The organism is Acinetobacter sp. 1125_18A (assembly GCF_052824985.1).
This window is the reverse complement of sequence record NZ_VTDG01000008.1, coordinates 58,534-78,731: the sequence shown is the minus strand read 5'-3', so window position 1 is coordinate 78,731 and position 20,198 is coordinate 58,534. Positions and strand designations below refer to the sequence as shown.

Sequence of the window (20,198 nt, the reverse complement as noted above, 5' to 3'; positions counted from 1 at the left end):
GGAGAACATCAATGGCACGTTTTTACCGTCGTCGCAAGTTCTGCCGCTTTACAGCTGAGAACGTTACGTACATCGACTACAAAGATATCGACACTTTAAAACAGTACATCACTGAAAACGGCAAGATTGTTCCTAGCCGTATTACAGGTACTAAAGCTCGTTACCAACGTCAATTAGCGCTTGCTATTAAACAAGCTCGCTACTTAGCGTTGATTCCTTACACTGACAATCATAAGTGAGGTTGAGCCGTGGATATTATTTTATTACAACGCATTAAAAACCTTGGTAAATTAGGCGATAAAGTTTCAGTTAAAGCTGGTTACGGCCGTAACTACCTTATCCCTCAAGGTAAAGCAGTTGCAGCGACTGAAGCGAATACTGCTGCATTTGAAGCTCGTCGTGCAGAACTTGAGAAAGGTGAAGCTGAAGTTTTAGCTGCTGCTCAAGCACGTGCTGACCAATTGAACGAAGTAAACATCGTTATCACTGCGAAAGCTGGTGATGAAGGTAAATTATTCGGTTCAATCGGTACTCGTGATATCGCTGACGCGTTAACAAATGCTGGTCTTGTTGTTGACCGTGCTGAAGTTCGTTTACCGAACGGTGCACTTCGTCACACTGGCGAATTTAACATCGCAATCCAATTGCATCATGATGTTACTGCTGAAGTTCTCGTTACTATCGTATCTGAGTAATTTTTTTGCAAAAAAAAAGAGCATACTTTTGTATGCTCTTTTTTTATCTTTAAATTTTACCTAGGATCAGCTGAAATTGTTTCTAGTTGATTCATTCCCCTACTTATCGGTATTACTGTTAGATACTTTTAGTATTTTGCATTAAGATAAGTGAGTACTTCAGTACACACGTACATTACGTAAATAATGTTTTTGCACGATTTAAAAATCAAGGTTTTATATGTCTCAGGCAACTGCCACAGCTCAACAGAATCCCTTCAGCACTGATGCAAAAAACAAAGACAATGCACAGTTAAAAGAGTTTCGTACGCCTCCTCATAACTTGGCAATTGAACAAGCTGTACTGGCTGCATTGATGACGGTTGCTGAGTCTTTTGAACAAGTCAGTGATACTTTGAATGAAACTGATTTTTATGCAACACGTCACAAATATATCTTCCGTGCAATCGAAAAACTGGCACAAGAAAACTCTCCATATGATGCAGTTTTAGTCAACGATTGGCTGATTAAGCAAAACTTGCTTGATGCAATTGGCGGTGAAGAATATTTAATGCAATTGATGTCAGATTCACCTTCAAGTTTCTATAACCTAGAAACCTATGCGGGCAAAATCAAAGAATTTTCAACGTTAAGAAGCATGATTAAAGTGGGCAATGAAATCCTGCAAAATGCTTATGACACCAAAGGTCGTGAAGTCAGTGAAATTCTTGATCTAGCTGAAACCAATATTTTCTCTATTGCAGAACAACATAATAACAATGCGAAAGCACAAGGGCCAAAAGCCATTACCTCAGTTGTTGCAGACGTTTTTGATAAGTTAAATGAACTTTCTCAAATGGAAGGCAATATCACCGGTTTAACCACAGGTTTTATGGAGTTAGACAATAAAACCTCTGGTATGCAAGCTGGAGATATGATCATTGTTGCTGCACGTCCGTCGATGGGTAAAACAACCTTTGCCATGAACCTTGTTGAAAGTGTGTTATTTAACTGTGATCTTCCAGCACTGGTTTTCTCTATGGAGATGCCAGCAGACTCTATCGCCATGCGTCTAATTTCAGCATACGGTAAAGTCCATCAAGGGCATTTACGTTCGGGTAAACTTGATGGCGATGAATGGTCTAAAGTCACAGGAACCATTTTACAACTACAAGAAAAACATCTTTATATTGATGATTCATCTGCATTGCCACCAACGGAACTTCGAGCACGTGCACGACGTATTGCCAAACAACATGGTGGCAAGCTGGGTTGTATCATGATCGATTATCTACAATTGATGAAAGTGCCAGGCATGGGTGATAACCGTGTTGGTGAGATTGGTGAAATTTCACGAAGCTTAAAAGCCCTTGCCAAGGAAATGATGTGCCCTGTTATTGCACTATCACAGCTTAACCGTTCTCTGGAAAACCGCCCAAATAAACGTCCAGTAATGTCCGACTTGCGTGAATCAGGTGCAATCGAGCAGGATGCCGATTTAATTATGTTTATTTACCGTGATGAGGTTTATAACAAAGAGTCGAAAGAAGCAGGCACAGCTGAAATTATCATTGGTAAACAACGTAATGGCCCGATCGGGACTGTACGTTTAGCCTTTGAAGGCCAATACACACGCTTTAGTAATCTATCGCCTGAGTATTATGCGCAATATCAAGATGAAGAATAATGCTGATCAATAGAGTTAGCATCATTTAACACTGCTGTTGAGATGAGATTTTAATCCTCAAATCTTGGAACTTAAAGTCTCTCTCAACGTTTCAATATTCTTAGTCCATTCATCATAATCATCTGAATCTTGCCAAAGCTCATCCAATTCAGAGTTTTCACTGGTCAATAATAATAATGCAGTCAATGCTTTGGGAATAAGCGCATAATTGACATTGTTTTTATTCTGCTCAAGCCATTTTTCTACAGGTTCAGGATAATATTCATTTTCTTCAATCCCTTCACCAAATGATTTAGCTAAAACATCAGCCGCTGCATGCGCAATACAACCAATATCGGCATCAATAAACTCTTCGGTTGCCATATCAATCATTTCATCAAAAGCTTGTTCAATGACAACATGCCCATCTTGCTCTTCAAACTCATAGGCCCAATCACTTGCAGTATCATTTCCAAATGGTTCATGTGACCATGTTCCCATACACCCTCCGAAATAAATCCTTAAATTTAAATATAAAATGTACGATTTTATTTAAAAAATAAAGTGCAATATCTTTACAAATTATGTGCAAAGCGCTTAGCAAAAATTTTATCGATACAAATTCAATAAACCATTCAAAACACAAATGTTTATGTTTATTTAGAGCTGATAGGACTACAATATTTAGCGTTTTAAAACTGCACTTTTTTAAAGTTAGGCTTTTATCTCTATTTTTATGCGATTTAGCATTATTCAATCTTTGCCATTCCTCAGGAGTAACTAGGGTGCGTCAAGCAACAGTTTATATTGACAGTGCAGCACTGCAATATAATTTAAACCGAGTCAAACAACTTGCACCAAACGCTAAAATTGTCAGTATGGTTAAAGCCAATGCCTATGGACATGGCGTCAAGGACTGTTTAGCCGCCTTAAATGCGACTGATGCCTTTGGTGTCGCCTGCCTTGCTGAAGCCTTAGAGATTCGTGCATTAGGCTATCAACAACCGATTACCCTTATCGAAGGTATTTTCAGCGCTGATGAAATGATTAGTGTTCTTGAAAATAACCTTGAAATCATTGTACATCATCAGCCACAATTGGCTTGGTTACGTGCACATAAAAAACAATATATAGACAAAGGTTTAAAAATCTGGGTAAAACTCAATAGCGGTATGAACCGATTGGGTTTTAAGGTGGCCGAAATTATTGAAGTGATTCAATCACTCAAAGCAGAAGGCTTTACCTGCGTACTGGCAATGCATTTTGCCAATGCAGATGCGGATCATCACCCGTTAAATGAACAACAGAAAGATCAATTCTTACAGGTAAAAGCTGCTTGTGAACCGATCTTAGCTTCATGCTGCAATTCTGCTGCTATTTTTAAATGGCCTGAACTGAATTTTGATTTTGTACGTCCAGGTATCATGCTTTACGGCGCGTCTCCCTTTGCAGATCGAAGCGTTGCTGAACTAGACATCAAACCTGTCATGAGTTTTACCGCTGAAATCATTGCACTCAATCATATTCAAGCAGATGAATCTGTAGGTTATGGCTCTACATTTGTCTCCAAAAATGAAATGGATATCGCCATTGTTTCAATAGGCTATGGGGATGGTTATCCGCGTGCTTTTCCTCAACAAAACTATGTCAGTATCAATGGTCAAATGGCATCGATCATTGGTCGTGTCGCAATGGATATGATCGCAATTGATGTCACTGGCATAGATGCACCACTAGGTACAGTCGTTGAACTGTGGGGCAAGGATCGTTTGGTTGATGATGTGGCTGCTGCCAATGGTACGATCGGTTATGAGTTACTCTGTCGTATGAGTGCTCGCCCTATCCGTAAAAAACTTTAAACACTCGTTCTCAATTCAAGATGAAAATCCAAGCCATCGCTTGGATTTTTTAATGGTTTTCAGGTTTTAGACAAATTCTTCTGGCTGTTCAATCTCATAGAGTAGTTTAAGTAATGTCGGGATATCCTGTTCATCTAAACTTAATGGGCGAAAATGGTTATAGCCCTTACTCTCGAAGTATTGTTGAATTTTGCCATTTCGTCTCACGTATTTCATAGACCACTGTGAAAAATGCCCTTGCTCAACATGGCCTGCTCTAAACAGCTTGATCTGATGATGTCTTGGATCTTTATGCAGTTTTTCCAATACATGTAAGATAACCACTTCCTCACCTTCTAGGCATTGAAAAAAATGCTCATCTGCAAAATACAGAACGCCTTGAACTTGATGAAGTATATTAAAATCTCTCGCTTCACCTAAAATATCTCTAAAATCATTGAGTATTTGGTGATGGGGTGAAGTTGTTTTACTTGCGTAGCATAATTGAAAAGTCATGTAATTCTTCTATTTTTAACTTTCATTATTTATAAACAATTATTTGCGATCATACAAGCCTTAACGTTTTATTATTTAATTGTTTATCTATTCTTTTATATGGATTGCTTTAAACTAAATACATAGCAACCGTGCTCTTTAATTTTTTAATTTAAAACAGTGATTTAATATATATTTATCATTAAAAACACAAAGTAAATCATGATCCACCTAGTCAATTGTCTCGATATAAATTTTAGAATAAAAGAAACATAAAATTGAATTTATGCGACCTCTTTATAATTTTTAATATAAAAAAAGCGAGATTAAACTCGCTTTAAAGCACATACAGTATTATTCAAAATAATCATTGGTCGGTTTAGGTAAATCTTGCAAACCTTTCTTTAAAGTTTCAGACCATTGTTTGCTGATGTGTTGAAAATAAGGATCACTGTCGTTAATTCGCTTGCCTTTTGGTACCTCTAGGCTGTCTTTAAGATAAATCATCGCATCTAATGGCATACCAACAGATACATTTGAACGTAAAGTCGAATCAAATGAAATTAAACTACAACGTAACGCTTCATCTAAAGGCATATCATAACTTAAGGCACGATCTAAAATTGGTTTACCATATTTACTTTCACCAATTTGGAAATAAGGCGTATCACTGGTTGCAGAAATAAAATTACCTTGCGGATAAATATTATAAAGCTGCATTTCCTCTCCACTGATCTGGCCACCTACCAACAAACTACAATAATAGTTACTTTGCTCTTGAGTATCTTCAGTGACATCTGCGATGACTTTGCGCAGGGTTTGCCCAACCAATCCAGCGACCTCGAACATTGTATTCACACTATACAAATTGGGTTCTTGCTTAAGTGCCAAATGATTTTCTAAATGTCCAATCACCGCTTGGGTCGTTGCAAGGTTGCCAGAAGTTTGAATACAAATAAAGCGTTCGCCTTTTACCCCAAACGTATAAAGTTTTCGATATACAGAAATGTGATCGACTCCAGCATTGGTCCGAGTATCACTAATAAATACTAAACCTTGTTTGAGTCTTAAAGCACAGCAATACGTCATGAAACTACCTATACAACTAAATTTGAGATTAATCACATTCTGCAATTATTCACACTATTTACCATTGCCATCACTAACATGCAAGTACTTGAACAATAGAGTACATGGTTTCAGTGCCACCTTGCTCTCTTACTCCACGAACGGGTGCAACATCCCAATAGTCGCGTCCAATCGCCACATAGACATGTGATTCTGGACGAAATAATTGATTACTGACATCAATAACATGCCATTTACCGTCTAAAAATACCTCTGTCCAAGCATGACTTGCCAAATGCGATTGATTATTTACATATAAGTAACCAGAAACATAGCGAGCCGGTACACCCAATGCTTTGGCCATCGCAATCAAGACATGACTATGATCTTGACATACCCCTTGTCGTGCTGAAAAAGACTCCACTGCAGTATGGGTTACTGTGGTACTTGCACTGATATAAGGCATATGTTGCAACAAAGCTTCTGCTAATTTTTGGAAATTTGCCCAACGCTTATGCGTTATATACTGTTCAGCAAAAGCAATCATTTCTGTATTGCACAAGGTTGCAGTGGTTGGCTGTAAAAAAACCACAGGTGATACCTGATCTTCGATACCAAATTGATTGTCTACATTAATATCGACAATCCCCTGCGCCATAATGGACATTTGTTGATAAGGCTCAATTTGCGAACTGGTCAACCAGACATTATCAAAAGCATCTTTTTTAATATGTTTTTCACCGGGAACACTGACATGCCAACCCGTCACCTGTTGATGCAAATTAGACTGTGGTGTCATCTTGATATACTGAATACTATTTTTTGCCCATTCAGAATATTGGTAATGCGTTTGGTGATTAATCATCAGTTTCATAAGCGATCCAATTCAAATAATGAGTCAATATGGTCACTAAAATGATAATAATTCATACGGTCTGGTTGGTTTTTTAGTTCTTCCCAAACTTCAGGCAAACTACACATACCATGTTGATCTAAACGATCAATCAAATGATTCAATTGTGTCAAAGTCACTGATTTATCTTGATTCAGACGCAATTGACGATCAAATTGTTCCATTTTTTGCCCTAAGCTAAAAAATAGAAACAACAATTCATCATCCTCTGCCTCCAATACATCATTACACTCTTCACGAACATCACAAATAAAACCAGCATTTTGCTCTGCCTGTTGTAATAACTGATTTAATTCAGCAAAGGACTGTACTGAAATCACCCCACGTAAATCATGAATATTATTTTTGGCACATAAAAAATGCTGATGAAATGATGCAGGTTGCTCATTGTCTAAAATCAATTCATTTAAAGAACTTGCATCGAATGCGGGTAAACAAAAAGCATGTGCATAGTCTAAAGCCAATTCATTGGTTTTAAATGGAAATTGGCTACATAAATATTGAATACGGGTTAAATAGCGTCCTAACCAAAATATATTCTGTGCATTGGTACTGAGTAAAATCATGTTTGCTCTCCTTTGGCTGGGATTATTTGAAGGTGGGGCTAAATTGAATATTCATCAATTACCCATGTATCCTTAATTCCACCACCTTGTGATGAGTTGACCACCAGTGAACCTTGTTGCATCGCAACACGAGTCAAGCCACCTGGAACAATTTCTATGCGTTCTGGTGAGCTGAGAATAAATGGTCGTAAATCAATATGACGTTCAGCAATTCCTTGGGAAGTTAGTGTTGGTGCAACAGATAAATTTAAGGTGGGTTGCGCGATATACGCAGAGGGTGAAGCCATTAACTTCATTTTAAATAGATCAATTTCTTGTTCAGTTGCTTTAGGACCGATGAGCATCCCATAACCACCTGAACCTTGAGCCTCTTTTACCACCAACTGATCCAGATTTGCCAAAACATAATCCAAAGCTTCAGCTTCACGGCATTGATACGTCGGTACATTGGACAAAATTGGTTTTTCATTTAAATAATAAGCAATCATTTGATCCACATATGGATAAATCGACTTATCATCTGCAACGCCTGTACCAGGGGCATTGGCAATCACCACATTTCCACTTAAATAAGCAGACATTAGCCCTGCAACACCTAAAGTGCTATCAGGTCTAAAGCTTAATGGGTCTAAAAAACCATCATCCAAACGCCTATAAATTACATCAACCTGTTGACGTCCACGGATGGTTTTCACATAAACCTTGTCGTTTTCAACAAAAAGATCACGTGATGTCACCAATGGCACACCCATTTCCCTTGCTAAAAATGAATGTTCATAATAGGCGCTGTTATAACGTCCTGGTGTTAAAACCACGATTGTTGGGCAATCTACTTTTGAATTTTCAGCCAAAACGTCACGCAACAATTGCGGATACAACTCAATATTGGCAACGTGTTGATTGCATAATTCAGGCATAAGTTTTTGACTCATCTTACGACTTTCAAGCATATAGGACACACCTGAAGGCGTACGTAGATTATCTTCTAAGACAAAAAATTCACCTTTGCAGTCCCGAACAATATCAATTCCACTGATTTGACTGTAAATATTTCCATTCAAGCGATGATTCATCATCACTGGTTGATAAGCTTCATGCGATAGCACTTGTACTGCTGGAATTAAGCCTTCTTTTAAAATATTTTGTTGATTATAGATATCAGCTAAAAATAAATTTAACGCTTGAATACGCTGTGTACAGCCTGCTGCAATCTTGTTCCACTGTTGCTTGGCAATCACACGCGGAATTAAATCAAACGGTATGGTTCGATCAATTCCTGATGTTTCACCATAAACCGCAAAAGTAATTCCTTGATATAAAAAATGTGCTTTGGCTGTTTCATTCAGTTTTTCAAGTTGGTAAATGCTGTGTTGAGATAACCAATCTTCAATTTTTTCAGCAGTTTCGGGCGAAAGAACCTGATCATCCGTCATTTCATTAAAAAAAACCGAATTCATCTGTTTAAGTAAATGATGTGAGGCTTGTTGTGCATCGATATTTAGATTAATGGCCTGTTGAATATTTCCTATCTGTTGTTGATTCGTCGTTTCAGTTTTTTCTTCTGCCTCAGCAATTGGCAAAGCGAAGCGATCTGCATAATTCTCATTGCTTGAATTTGTATCTATGGTTTCTTTTAGCATACAAACCTCTTTTTATCTTCTCTAATGGCTTCTTTAATAATGCAATATCAATGCCAAAATATTATTAAATCGCCATATCCTGTATTCTTCACCTGTACAATTAAATCTTTCTGGCTCAGTTTTATTAATTCATTGTTTACTATTGCACTCAATGTGAGTTTTGATCGAACTTGTTTCAAAATTTTTTAGCTAATATTTTCAACACCTAAGCAACTACTCACAGGATATAACTTGCAGAATCAGTTTTAATTTTCTATTGTGTAGCTGATTTATTTCCCTTAAACATTCACGATTCCATTGATACCAAACCATGTCTGCACAAGAAAAAGAAACTTCCAATAGCCTCTATCGCCAATGGCAAATCCTGTCCCGACTCTCTACTGGGAAGTGGATGGGCACACGTGAATTACAAGAAGTTTTAGAACGTGAAGGGATCGAAATCAGCTTACGCACGATTCAGCGTGATCTAAATCAGATTGCTCAACGCTTTCCTATCGAGAGTAACAAAACTGTACCACAAGGCTGGCGTTGGCGTTCAGATGCCCCGATTCAAAGTCTGCCGCATATGACCAGCTCGCAAGCAGTCACGTTTATGATGGTTGAAGAACATTTAAAACACCTGCTTCCACCGAGTTTAATTGATGAAATGAACCCTTGGTTCGATTTGGCACGGCGTAGCCTTTCTACGCAGAACAATGTTCGACAATGGATTAACCGTGTTCGAATTGTGCCTGCAAGCCAACCAGTAATCCCTCCTCTGGTGGAAAGACATGCACAGCAAGCCATTTATGAAGGACTACTACAAGATAAACAAATTGAATGTGTCTATCGTGCACGTGGTTATCAGGGTGAAGAGAAAACTTATACTCTAAATCCTTTAGGTTTGGTTCAAAAAGGTGCAATTATCTATTTGATTTGTACGCGTCATGACAAGACAGAAGTTCAAACCTTTGCATTACACCGTTTTAAATCTGCAACTGTTTTAGATTTACGTGCTTTACACCCAGTCAAATTCGATATTGATGAATATATCGATTCTGGTGCGCTGGGCTTTAGAGTCGACTTTTCTCGACCGACCGAAAATGTTGAATTAAAATTAGTTATGCACGAAGATGATGCACAATACTTTACGGAGAGCCAACTCAGTAAAGAGCAAAAAGTTGAACAATTGAATGAAGAACTGTATCAAGTCAGTGCTGTGGTTCCATTTACCTCACAACTGGTATGGTGGTTAAGAAGTTTTGGTAAAAAGATAGTCCGAATTGAGCCTGTTGAAGTGTTTAATGCAGTACATGAAATTGAATAATCTATCGACTTCATCCAAGCCAAGATAATCAAAATAAAAAGAGCCTTTCGGCTCTTTGATTTATTGTTTTGACTGTTGTTTTTAAATTTTATTGTTTTTGCGCTGATATAAAACCCATGTCACATTTTTACATGTCCACAAGACATGGGATTTATTGGAGTATGTTAAACATCACATGTTACAGCACGCAAGTTCAGCACTATTGTAGCGGATTGATTTCATTGTCATGGTGTTCACCTCTCTTTTGAATGTAAATTGACTATAGCGATGATTTTGCAAACTGAAAAATAATTAAAACTGCTTTGTTTTTCATCAATTCTGTTTAGGAGTTATTTTTATAAAGTTAGAGTGGATCTGTGTATTTAAAATATGCCTTTAAAAATAAATCGTAAATTGAGCCTTAACAAAGATAAGCTAGAAAAGACAAGCTAGAGACAATAAAAAACCCGCATATAGCGGGTTTCTTACAATTCAACATCTTAAGCTGATTTTCTCGCTTGGTTATTTTTACGAATTGTAATCATCACCAATTGAACAGCAGCAGGTGTTACACCCGGAATACGGCTGGCTTGTGCCAATGTTTCAGGTAATACATTTTTCAGTTTCATGGTGATTTCACGAGAAAGCCCTGAAACAATATCATAATCAAAATCAGCTGGAATTTTGGTGTCTTCCAAACGCTTCATTTGCGCAACATCTTCTTGCTGACGATTGATATAACCTTCGTATTTCACAGCAATTTCAATCTGCTCACCAACAAATGCAGATACTTCAGAACCAGTTAATTCAGCAATTTGTGCAAAGTTAATGTTTGGGCGTTTAAGTAAATCGATTGCAGAACACTCTTTAGAAAGATCAGCACCCGTCAATTCAACGAATTTTTTACCCATTGGATTGTTCGGTGCAGCCCAAAGGTGTTGTAAACGACCTGTTTCTTTTTCGACTGCTTCCATTTTTTCACAATAAGAAGCCCAACGCTCATCATCAACCAAGCCCATTTCACGGCCAATTGCTGTTAAACGTTGATCAGCATTATCTTCACGAAGCATCAAACGATATTCCGCACGAGAGGTAAACATACGGTACGGTTCTTTGGTACCTAAGGTAATCAAATCGTCGACCAAAACGCCCATATACGCTTCATCACGTTTAGGCGTCCATTGCTCTTGATCCCACGCACGACGTGCAGCATTTAAGCCCGCCAATAAACCTTGTGCACCAGCTTCTTCATAACCTGTTGTACCGTTAATTTGACCTGCAAAATACAAGTTATTAATCGATTTGGTTTCAAGTGAGAATTTCAAAGACTGCGGATTGAAATAATCATATTCAATTGCATAGCCTGGACGAAGAATGTGTGCATTCTCCATACCACGGATTGAGCGTACCAACTCAAACTGCACATCAAATGGTAAAGATGTTGAAATACCATTTGGATAAAGCTCGTGTGTATCCAAGCCTTCTGGCTCAAGGAATACCTGATGCGAATCTTTATCTGCAAATTTATGAATTTTATCCTCAATCGATGGGCAATAACGTGGACCTACACCTTCAATCACCCCGGTATACATCGGCGAACGGTCTAAACCACCACGAATAATCTCATGAGTACGCGCATTGGTATGCGTGATATAGCAATTTACTTGCTCAGGATGCATCGAAGCATCACCCATAAATGACATGGTTGGTGATGGGAAATCACCCGGTTGCGGAATCATCACAGAAAAATCGACAGAACGCGCATCAATACGTGGTGGTGTACCAGTTTTTAAACGACCTACTGGTAGATTTAATTCACGTAAACGAGCTGCTAACGAAATTGATGGTGGATCGCCTGCTCGTCCACCTGACGAATTATTTAGCCCAACGTGAATCATGCCACCTAAGAATGTACCTGTTGTTAACACCACAGTTTTCGCATCAAAGCGAATACCCATTTGGGTCACTACACCTTTAACCGTATCGCCTTCAACAATTAAGTCATCTGCAGATTGTTGAAAAATATCTAAATTGGCTTGATTTTCAAGTGTATGACGAATTGCGGCTTTATAACGGATACGGTCCGCTTGTGCACGAGTTGCACGTACAGCTGCGCCTTTACGCGAGTTCAAAATACGAAATTGAATACCGCCCTTATCCGCAGCCAATGCCATTGCACCACCTAAGGCATCAATTTCGCGAACAAGGTGAGATTTACCAATACCACCAATGGCTGGGTTACAGCTCATCTGCCCTAAAGTCTCAATGTTATGAGTCAAAAGCAGAGTCTGTCGACCCATACGCGCCGCAGCCAGTGCCGCTTCCGTACCTGCGTGACCGCCACCGATAACAATGACATCGTAAACTTTAGGATAATGCATAGTGATAAATGAGAGATAAAAGAATGACAGGAAATTATAGCAAAATTTTACTTCTAGTTTTAGGCAGTTTTACAAATATTATTTCCTTCAATCATGCGTATGAACGATTAAACATCTCTTATACATAGGCAACATAAATTGACACTTCGTTTCATGACTGCCCTACAAATAGAATTTAACTTATCAAAAACTCACGATACGATAGACAATACACGGACAAATTATTTTTTTCGAGACTTTATATATAAGGAATATCATGATGAAAAATACCATGTCTAAAGTAATTACAGCATCTTTACTCAGTTGTGTTGCATTTAATTTTGCCCATGCTGCTGATGAAAACACCAGCAAAGCCGAAGTGAAAAAGCAAATTCAGGTATGTGCCAAGAAAAAACAAGGTGACTGGGTCACCTACGCCAATAAAGGTGTAACTTTTAACGGCACATGTGAACCAAATGAAAATGGTAAATTACAATTTAGCTTCCCAGCACCTGCAGGTGGCAACCCAACTGCCGCTGCTGCAGCGCCTGAACCAGCCATTGAAAACCGCCCAGCTGTAGAACAATCTGCTCCAGCGAGTGCAGATGCACCAGCAACAAATGATGCTTCACAAGCAGAACAGCCTGCAATGGAGCAACCGAGTCAAGCCGCTCCAAGCGAAGATCCGATCCAAGCGCAATAATCTGCTTTAGGCATAAATACGTGCTTTTATAAATTCCTGCTTTTATAAATAGCATGTCTGAGCAAAAAGGTGTTCCATTGAAAAATGGAGCACCTTTTTTATTTCAAGTCTGTGTGTAGACTTGATTAATATCTGTATCCATATAGTTTTACGTCTACGATGAATCAATTGTTATTCGGCCTAATGCTATATATTTAAAACATATATTTCCAAGAAGATTTCTGAGTCATAGATTTCATTTTTCAATTCGATATCTTTCGATTACACTCAAATCGAGTACGGAATATTCACATATTAAATTGATGTAAAACAACAAAAAGGATGAAACTATGGATTCAGGGATAATTACCATAATGCTTCCCCTCGCCCTCGCCATTATTATGATTGGACTAGGTTTAGAACTTACTCCAAAAGATTTTGCGCGAGTTTCTAAACACCCTAAAGCCGTATTGATTGCGTTATTCTGTCAGTTGGTACTTTTGGTCGGTATCGCTTTTATCATTTGTAAAGTGCTTGCACTCCCACCTTTGCTTGCCGTTGGTTTAATGTTACTTGCTGCCTCACCTGGAGGAAGTACCGCCAATCTATTTAGTTATTTATTTAAAGGGGATATTGCACTTAATATTACCTTAACTGCAATTAACTCGGTCATTGCTGCCTTTACCTTGCCTTTAATCGTAAACTTTTCGATTCAATACTTTATGAATGATGGGCAACAAATCACCATGCAGTTCAGTAAGATACTGCAAGTCTTCGCAATTATTTTAATTCCTGTGTGTATCGGCATGCTCATTCGACATTATGCGCCACACTTTACTGAAAAATTAAGTAAGCCTTTGCGAATTTTTTCAGTGGTGTTTTTGATTCTCATTATTATTGGGGCAATCACCAAAGAACGTGCACATATCATGGAATACCTGACTCAAGTCGGCCTAGCCACGGTGATTTTCTGTATTTGCAGTCTGGTTATTGGCTACTTTGTTCCAAGATTACTTGGTATTAATAGTGCTCAAGCACGTGCATGTGCATTTGAGATCGGCATTCATAATAGTACCTTAGCCATGACAATTGCTTTAACTGTCATCGCAAATTCTACAGTCGCGATGCCTGCAGCGGTTTACTCAATCTTTATGTATATTTTCGCTGCTATTTTTGGTGCCTTAATTTCAAGACATGCTACAACTGAAACTGAATCTGCTGCTTAAAGCGATAATACACCTCGACTAAAATGGATGCTTAAGCATCCATTTTTTATTTTCCCACTGAATATAAGCGTAACTTCCCAGTTTCGGCTACAATACTGCCTTTAAGAAAACGATTTAGGTCTTTGCCGTGAAGTGGTTACAAATTCATATTACTGTAGAACAAGCTCAAGTTGAATTTACTGAAACATTGTTAAGTTCTTTAGGCGCAGTCAGCGTGACATTAGATGATGCTGAAAACCAAGACTTGCTTGAACCACTCCCAGGTGAAACTCCGCTGTGGAATAAAGTGATTGTTACAGGAATTTATGCGCAAGAAGAAGGCGAAGACATTGATGTAACAGCACTAGAAACATTTATTCGTACCCAACTCCCAACTGAACCGATGCGCAGTGAATTTCTTGAAGACCAAGTATGGGAACGTTCTTGGATGGATTACTATGAACCAATTCAAATTGGTGAAAAGTATTGGATCGTACCTGAATGGATAGAGCCACCAGAAGCGGATGCAGTCAATATCAAACTTGATCCAGGCTTAGCATTTGGTACGGGTAACCATGCATCTACTTTCCTTTGTCTACAATGGTTAGGCAAAACCGATGTTAAAGATAAAGTGGTGATTGATTATGGTTGTGGTTCAGGCATCCTCGGTGTTGCAGCACTGCTTTTAGGTGCAAAGAAAGTCTATGCAACAGATATTGACCCACAAGCCGTCTTAGCAACCAAACAAAATGCTGAGCTGAATGGCGTTCTTGAAAATCTTTATGTTGGATTACCTGAAGAGTTCAATGCAGAATTTAAAAACCAACAGGCTGATATTTTAGTTGCAAATATTCTTGCAGGTCCACTTATGTCACTTGCTAAAGAATTCTCAACTTTGATTAAATCTGAGGGAGAGTTCGCACTTGCTGGCGTAATTGAAGAGCAAGTTACTGATGTTTCTAGTATTTATTCTGAATTTTTTGATATAGTAGAAGTCGAGAAACGTGAAGAAACCTGGTGCAGAATTTCTGGGTCGCGTAAGGCTATTTAATCTATGAAAATATAAATATTTATGACCGAAAAACAAACCCGATGCCCAAATTGTGCTTCAGTTTATAAAGTATCAGTTACGCAACTCACTGTTGCGCAGGGTATGGTTTGTTGTCCGAAATGTTCACATAATTTTAATGCATTAATCCATCTACAAAACAGTCAACCTGCTCAACCCAAGATCGATCCTGATACTGTCGTGCAAAATCAGGCACAAAACCTCATTACGACGAAACGACAAATCGAAACCAATGTCTTAGATATTTTTAATCGTAAAATTGAAAACTCCAATATTGATTTAAGAACATACTTAAACAATTTGAATTATTTCAACAATGAACCGGTCAATAACATTCCAAGCTTAAACCTATCACAAGGTTTAAATAACCACGGGCAACATTTAATAAAACCCAAAAGTACGTTTTATTATCTGGCGTGGAGCTTGATCAACCTTGCCCTACTCAGCATTTTATTATTTCAAATCCTTTGGTTTAATCCAAACTTAACTGATCGTTATCCGTTTTTAAATACTGTCTTTACCCAAACCTGTGCCGTCTTACAGTGTGATACTGTTGATCAACGCTATAAACAAATTGTGATTAGTCATCTTAAAGTTAAAGCACTTGGTAGAGACGAGACGCAATTTTCAGGTCAACTCAATAACCAATATTCTAAAAGCTTAGAATTACCCCTAATAAGAGTCACCTTAAAAGCTCAAAATAAGATCATTGCTACACATGTGATTACACCTGAGCAATATCTGATTGAAAGTTTGGTTGGAATTAAGCGTATTCCTAAAAATAGCCCATACCCTTTTAAATTTGTTGTTACAGAGCCAAGAAAAAGTTTTGATCAGCACCAATTAGACATTATTCACCCTTAAAATTAAAAAAAATTATAAAAAAATGAAAAAAAATGTAGTTTTCTTGCTCATTTTTTCTTAGACAATGGTATCATACGCGCCACGAAAGCTTTGTCCTGCAAACTCCTCGCATTTTTTCAAAAAAAATACTGTTTTGTTATGTGCTTTATATCCAATATCGCGCAAGTAGAACATTTTTTTGTTTAAAAGAGTGTTGTAACAAATATTAATCTATTGTTACGCTTATTTTTCACTCAACTCGACGATTTGTGGCAAGCTAATTGTTCTTGTTTTAGAGCCAACCGTTTTAGGATCTAAAACGGAGCTCAGATTTTTTTAGACCACATTTATATATTACTTTACCCAAGTAATATTTTGATTTTCGGATTAACTCGCATGAATAGCAAATCTCCTATTTTTACTGCACAATCTGACGTCGCTCTTCGTATTCACGTAGATCGCGCAGTTCGTCACTATTTTGCACAATTGCAAGGTGAGCAACCATCACAAGTGTACGACATGGTGCTAGCAGAAATGGAGAAACCTCTTTTATCTGTTGTCTTAGAATACACACGCGGGAATCAGACTCGCGCTGCTGAGATTCTCGGACTGAACCGTGGCACTTTACGCAAAAAGTTAAAAGCTCACGGTTTAATGAGTGAATAAATGATAAAATGCTCACGGCTTGCGTGGGCATTTTTTTTACCTATATTTTGCCTACCTGTTCAATCTCTAGACTTAAAAACTGTTGACGAAGATCATGACTATTAAACGCGCTTTAATCTCTGTTTCTGATAAAACCGGGATCGTTGAATTTGCCCAGAACCTTGTTGCTCTTGGGGTGGAAATTTTATCTACTGGCGGTACATATAAGTTGCTTAAAGACAACAATGTGGCTGTAGTTGAAGTTTCAGAGCACACAGGCTTCCCAGAAATGATGGATGGTCGTGTAAAAACACTGCATCCTAAAATTCATGGAGGCATTTTGGCTCGTCGTGGTCTAGACGAAGCTGTCATGGCTGAACACAACATCGATGCAATCGATCTCGTTGTCGTAAACCTTTATCCTTTTGCAGCCACTGTTGCTAAACCAGACTGCTCGCTTGCAGATGCAATTGAAAATATTGACATTGGTGGCCCAACAATGGTTCGTGCAGCTGCGAAAAACCATGCATCTGTGGGTATCATCGTAAATGCGACTGATTATGAAACTGTAATTGCAGAACTTAAAGCGGATGGTGCTTTATCTTATGCGACTCGTTTCGATTTAGCGGTTAAAGCATTTGAACATACTGCCCAGTATGACGGCATGATTGCTTCTTACCTCGGTGCACGTGTTGGTAAAGAAGAAGGTCAAGCTGACAAATTTGCCCGTACTTTCAATACCCAGTTAAATAAAGTACAAGATCTTCGTTATGGTGAAAATCCACATCAATCCGCTGCTTTCTATGTAGAATCGACTGCAACTGAAGCATCGGTTTCAACTGCTAAGCAGTTACAAGGTAAAGAACTTTCTTATAACAATATCGCGGATACAGATGCAGCACTTGAATGTGTCAAATCATTTGCAAAACCAGCGTGTGTCATCGTTAAACATGCAAATCCATGTGGTGTTGCAGTATCGTTAGATGGTCTTAAGGCTGCATACGATCTTGCTTATGCAACTGATCCAGAATCAGCATTTGGTGGCATCATTGCATTTAACCGTGAGTTAGATGTTGCTACAGCTCAAGCAATTGTTGACCGTCAATTTGTTGAAGTGATTATTGCACCAAGTATTGCCGATGGTGTACTTGAAGTGACTGGCGCAAAGAAAAACGTTCGTGTACTGGTATGTGGCGAACTTCCTAAAATTGATGAACGTGCTTCACAATACGATTATAAACGTGTCAATGGCGGTTTATTAGTTCAAGACCAAGACCTCGGTATGATCACCAAAGATGATCTTAAAGTGGTAACTAAGCGTGCCCCTACTGAAGCAGAAATCGATGATTTAATCTTTGCTTGGAAAGTAGCCAAATACGTTAAATCCAATGCTATTGTTTATGCTAAAGGCCGTCAAACCATTGGTGTCGGTGCTGGTCAAATGAGCCGTGTAAACTCTGCACGTATCGCAGCGATCAAAGCTGAACATGCAGGTTTAGTGGTTGAAGGTGCTGTTATGGCATCTGATGCATTCTTCCCATTCCGTGATGGTATTGATAACGCTGCAAAAACTGGTATCAAATGTATTATTCAACCGGGTGGTTCAATGCGTGATGAAGAAACAATTGCAGCAGCGGATGAAGCTGGTATTGCAATGGTCTTCACGGGTATGCGTCATTTCCGTCACTAATTCACAATAAATCATTATTTAAAAATCCCCCTAAGTCCCTCTTTTCATAAGAGGGACTTGTCACGAACTACAGGACTCTTTAAATTCGTGATACCCCTTCCTGTATAAAGGGAGGTTGGGAGGGATTAAAAAAGGATCCATAAGATGAACATATTAGTTTTGGGTAGTGGTGGTCGTGAACATGCATTAGCATGGAAAATTGCGCAAGACGATCAAGTCACTAAAGTTTTTGTTGCACCAGGAAACGCGGGTACAGCAACTGAACATAAATGTGAAAATGTTGCTTTAGATATTCTCAACAACCCTGCCATTATCGACTTTGCAAAAAATAATGCCGTTGACCTCATTATTGTTGGTCCTGAAGCACCGCTTGTAAATGGTGTGGTCGATGCAGGACGAGCAGCTGGCCTTAAAATTTGGGGACCAACCCAATTTGCAGCACAACTTGAAGGCTCTAAAGCTTTCGCCAAACACTTTTTAAAACGTCATAACATTCCTACAGCATTCTATGATGTATTCACTGAAGTGGATGCAGCCAAAGCATTTGTAGAAAAAAATGGCGCACCAATCGTAATTAAGGCAGACGGCCTTGCTGCGGGTAAAGGCGTCATTGTTGCGATGACCAATCAAGAAGCATTTGATGCAATTGATGACATGCTTGCAGGCAATAAATTTGGTGATGCAGGTTCGCGTGTTGTTATTGAAGAATTCCTTGATGGTGAGGAAGCATCGTTCATTTGTATGATTGATGGTGACAACATCCTACCTATGGCAACTTCACAAGACCATAAACGTATTTTTGAAGCTGACCAAGGTCCAAATACGGGTGGTATGGGTGCATATTCCCCTGCCCCAGTTGTGACTGCAGATGTTTTTGACAGAGTCATGAAAGAAGTCATGCGTCCAACCGTAGATGGTATGAAAGCTGATGGTCATACTTATACAGGTTTCTTGTATGCTGGCTTGATGATTGATGAGCAAGGGCAACCTCGTGTCATTGAATTTAACTGCCGTTTTGGTGACCCTGAAACTCAACCGATCATGATGCGCTTAAAATCTTCTTTGGTTGATTTAGTAGAAGCTGGTATTGCTGGTAACTTACCTACTGAAGCTGAATGGGATGAGCGTAAAACTGTTGGTATTGTGCTTGCGTCTAAAGGCTATCCTGAAACTTCGAGCAAAGATGATGTCATTTATGGTTTAGATACCCAAATGACAGATGCTAAAGTTTTCCATGCAGGTACAGCAAATAATGCCAATGGTGATGTAGTGACTGCTGGCGGTCGTGTACTTTGCGTTACAGCGTTAGGCAACACAATTGGTGAAGCGCAAGCAAAAGCCTTGGAACTTTGCCAAAAAGTGACTTTTGATGGTGTCCAATACCGCAAAGATATTGGTTACCGTGCGATTGCTCGTGAAAATGCTTAAACTCGATTGAGTTGTAAAACCCGCCTAGGCGGGTTTTTTATTTGGTAAATCTCCAACGACAAACAGATCAAAAATTTACGTTTAAATAAAGATTATAAAACTCATATCTTCGTACATACATATTAGGTTTT

At 38.6% G+C, this 20,198-nt stretch carries 19 protein-coding genes; 12 read left to right on the top strand and 7 right to left on the bottom strand.

The features are described 5' to 3' along the window. The first annotated feature begins 11 nt into the window (after positions 1-11). From rpsR to dnaB, 3 genes are all read left to right on the top strand, one after another. Positions 12-239, top strand: a complete 228-nt coding sequence (gene rpsR, locus FY049_RS14785; RefSeq protein WP_004719336.1) for a 30S ribosomal protein S18 — start codon at positions 12-14, stop codon at positions 237-239. A 9-nt stretch (positions 240-248) separates the two neighbouring features. Further along, a complete protein-coding gene (gene rplI / locus FY049_RS14780) occupies positions 249-695 on the top strand; it encodes a 50S ribosomal protein L9 (RefSeq protein WP_004719333.1) in 447 nt (148 codons plus the stop codon). 220 nt (positions 696-915) lie between these two features. Beyond that, positions 916-2,361 carry a replicative DNA helicase gene (gene dnaB / locus FY049_RS14775; protein ID WP_004719332.1) on the top strand — a complete coding sequence of 482 codons (1,446 nt, stop codon included), beginning with the start codon at positions 916-918 and terminating at the stop codon, positions 2,359-2,361. Positions 2,362-2,418: 57 nt separating this feature from the next. Here the strand turns inward: dnaB and FY049_RS14770 are convergent, their stop codons facing one another. After that, positions 2,419-2,841 (bottom strand): DUF4259 domain-containing protein, encoded by a 423-nt coding sequence (locus FY049_RS14770; protein ID WP_004719330.1) that lies wholly within the window; start codon positions 2,839-2,841, stop codon positions 2,419-2,421. A 284-nt stretch (positions 2,842-3,125) separates the two neighbouring features. On the opposite strand from FY049_RS14770, the gene alr reads away from it, so the two are divergent. Further along, positions 3,126-4,199 carry an alanine racemase gene (alr, locus tag FY049_RS14765; RefSeq protein ID WP_446083933.1) on the top strand — a complete coding sequence of 358 codons (1,074 nt, stop codon included), beginning with the start codon at positions 3,126-3,128 and terminating at the stop codon, positions 4,197-4,199. Positions 4,200-4,265: 66 nt separating this feature from the next. Here the strand turns inward: alr and FY049_RS14760 are convergent, their stop codons facing one another. From FY049_RS14760 to FY049_RS14740, 5 genes are all read right to left on the bottom strand, one after another. Further along, positions 4,266-4,694, bottom strand: a complete 429-nt coding sequence (locus FY049_RS14760) for a BLUF domain-containing protein (RefSeq protein ID WP_446083932.1) — start codon at positions 4,692-4,694, stop codon at positions 4,266-4,268. A gap of 333 nt (positions 4,695-5,027) precedes the next feature. After that, entirely contained in the window at positions 5,028-5,762 is a 735-nt protein-coding gene (locus FY049_RS14755; protein ID WP_004822453.1) for a proteasome-type protease, read from the bottom strand. A gap of 73 nt (positions 5,763-5,835) precedes the next feature. Next, complete coding sequence (locus FY049_RS14750) at positions 5,836-6,615, bottom strand: transglutaminase family protein (RefSeq protein ID WP_224963792.1); 780 nt, start codon at positions 6,613-6,615, stop codon at positions 5,836-5,838. Further along, the gene (locus FY049_RS14745) at positions 6,612-7,220 is read right to left on the bottom strand and encodes an alpha-E domain-containing protein (RefSeq protein ID WP_446083931.1); all 609 of its coding nucleotides are present in this window, start codon (positions 7,218-7,220) and stop codon (positions 6,612-6,614) included. Before FY049_RS14745 ends, FY049_RS14750 begins: the two co-directional genes overlap by 4 nt. A 38-nt stretch (positions 7,221-7,258) precedes the next feature. Further along, on the bottom strand, positions 7,259-8,860 hold the full coding sequence (locus FY049_RS14740) for a circularly permuted type 2 ATP-grasp protein (protein ID WP_446083930.1): 1,602 nt from the start codon (positions 8,858-8,860) through the stop codon (positions 7,259-7,261). 310 nt (positions 8,861-9,170) lie between these two features. Here FY049_RS14740 and FY049_RS14735 point away from each other — a divergent pair, with 310 nt between their 5' ends. Then, the gene (locus FY049_RS14735) at positions 9,171-10,166 is read left to right on the top strand and encodes a helix-turn-helix transcriptional regulator (protein ID WP_004719313.1); all 996 of its coding nucleotides are present in this window, start codon (positions 9,171-9,173) and stop codon (positions 10,164-10,166) included. 479 nt (positions 10,167-10,645) lie between these two features. Here FY049_RS14735 and mnmG read toward each other — a convergent pair whose 3' ends face one another. Beyond that, positions 10,646-12,526: a tRNA uridine-5-carboxymethylaminomethyl(34) synthesis enzyme MnmG gene (mnmG, locus tag FY049_RS14730; RefSeq protein WP_353162873.1), complete on the bottom strand. Its 1,881-nt coding sequence runs from the start codon at positions 12,524-12,526 to the stop codon at positions 10,646-10,648. Positions 12,527-12,785: 259 nt separating this feature from the next. Here mnmG and FY049_RS14725 point away from each other — a divergent pair, with 259 nt between their 5' ends. From FY049_RS14725 to purD, 7 genes are all read left to right on the top strand, one after another. Then, positions 12,786-13,208: a hypothetical protein gene (locus FY049_RS14725; protein WP_353162979.1), complete on the top strand. Its 423-nt coding sequence runs from the start codon at positions 12,786-12,788 to the stop codon at positions 13,206-13,208. Between the two features lie 329 nt (positions 13,209-13,537). Beyond that, on the top strand, positions 13,538-14,413 hold the full coding sequence (locus FY049_RS14720) for a bile acid:sodium symporter family protein (protein ID WP_224963796.1): 876 nt from the start codon (positions 13,538-13,540) through the stop codon (positions 14,411-14,413). 127 nt (positions 14,414-14,540) lie between these two features. Continuing rightward, positions 14,541-15,443 carry a 50S ribosomal protein L11 methyltransferase gene (gene prmA, locus FY049_RS14715; protein ID WP_446083929.1) on the top strand — a complete coding sequence of 301 codons (903 nt, stop codon included), beginning with the start codon at positions 14,541-14,543 and terminating at the stop codon, positions 15,441-15,443. 21 nt (positions 15,444-15,464) lie between these two features. Continuing rightward, the gene (locus FY049_RS14710; RefSeq protein WP_224963798.1) at positions 15,465-16,325 is read left to right on the top strand and encodes a zinc-ribbon and DUF3426 domain-containing protein; all 861 of its coding nucleotides are present in this window, start codon (positions 15,465-15,467) and stop codon (positions 16,323-16,325) included. 375 nt (positions 16,326-16,700) lie between these two features. Further along, positions 16,701-16,970 carry a DNA-binding transcriptional regulator Fis gene (gene fis / locus FY049_RS14705; RefSeq protein ID WP_001086304.1) on the top strand — a complete coding sequence of 90 codons (270 nt, stop codon included), beginning with the start codon at positions 16,701-16,703 and terminating at the stop codon, positions 16,968-16,970. Between the two features lie 94 nt (positions 16,971-17,064). Then, positions 17,065-18,639 (top strand): bifunctional phosphoribosylaminoimidazolecarboxamide formyltransferase/IMP cyclohydrolase, encoded by a 1,575-nt coding sequence (purH, locus tag FY049_RS14700; RefSeq protein WP_446083928.1) that lies wholly within the window; start codon positions 17,065-17,067, stop codon positions 18,637-18,639. 144 nt (positions 18,640-18,783) lie between these two features. Continuing rightward, entirely contained in the window at positions 18,784-20,067 is a 1,284-nt protein-coding gene (gene purD / locus FY049_RS14695) for a phosphoribosylamine--glycine ligase (protein WP_004719304.1), read from the top strand. Positions 20,068-20,198: the final 131 nt, after the last annotated feature.

Coding starts and splice junctions, on each gene's coding strand:
- dnaB (WP_004719332.1), top strand. CDS start 916: ATGTCTCAGGCAACTGCCACAGCTCAACAGAATCCCTTCAGCACTGAT.
- FY049_RS14770 (WP_004719330.1), bottom strand. CDS start 2,841: ATGGGAACATGGTCACATGAACCATTTGGAAATGATACTGCAAGTGAT.
- FY049_RS14725 (WP_353162979.1), top strand. CDS start 12,786: ATGAAAAATACCATGTCTAAAGTAATTACAGCATCTTTACTCAGTTGT.
- rpsR (WP_004719336.1), top strand. CDS start 12: ATGGCACGTTTTTACCGTCGTCGCAAGTTCTGCCGCTTTACAGCTGAG.
- FY049_RS14755 (WP_004822453.1), bottom strand. CDS start 5,762: ATGACGTATTGCTGTGCTTTAAGACTCAAACAAGGTTTAGTATTTATT.
- FY049_RS14720 (WP_224963796.1), top strand. CDS start 13,538: ATGGATTCAGGGATAATTACCATAATGCTTCCCCTCGCCCTCGCCATT.
- FY049_RS14735 (WP_004719313.1), top strand. CDS start 9,171: ATGTCTGCACAAGAAAAAGAAACTTCCAATAGCCTCTATCGCCAATGG.
- FY049_RS14750 (WP_224963792.1), bottom strand. CDS start 6,615: ATGAAACTGATGATTAATCACCAAACGCATTACCAATATTCTGAATGG.
- FY049_RS14760 (WP_446083932.1), bottom strand. CDS start 4,694: ATGACTTTTCAATTATGCTACGCAAGTAAAACAACTTCACCCCATCAC.
- FY049_RS14740 (WP_446083930.1), bottom strand. CDS start 8,860: ATGCTAAAAGAAACCATAGATACAAATTCAAGCAATGAGAATTATGCA.
- FY049_RS14710 (WP_224963798.1), top strand. CDS start 15,465: ATGACCGAAAAACAAACCCGATGCCCAAATTGTGCTTCAGTTTATAAA.
- fis (WP_001086304.1), top strand. CDS start 16,701: ATGAATAGCAAATCTCCTATTTTTACTGCACAATCTGACGTCGCTCTT.
- mnmG (WP_353162873.1), bottom strand. CDS start 12,526: ATGCATTATCCTAAAGTTTACGATGTCATTGTTATCGGTGGCGGTCAC.
- purH (WP_446083928.1), top strand. CDS start 17,065: ATGACTATTAAACGCGCTTTAATCTCTGTTTCTGATAAAACCGGGATC.
- FY049_RS14745 (WP_446083931.1), bottom strand. CDS start 7,220: ATGATTTTACTCAGTACCAATGCACAGAATATATTTTGGTTAGGACGC.
- purD (WP_004719304.1), top strand. CDS start 18,784: ATGAACATATTAGTTTTGGGTAGTGGTGGTCGTGAACATGCATTAGCA.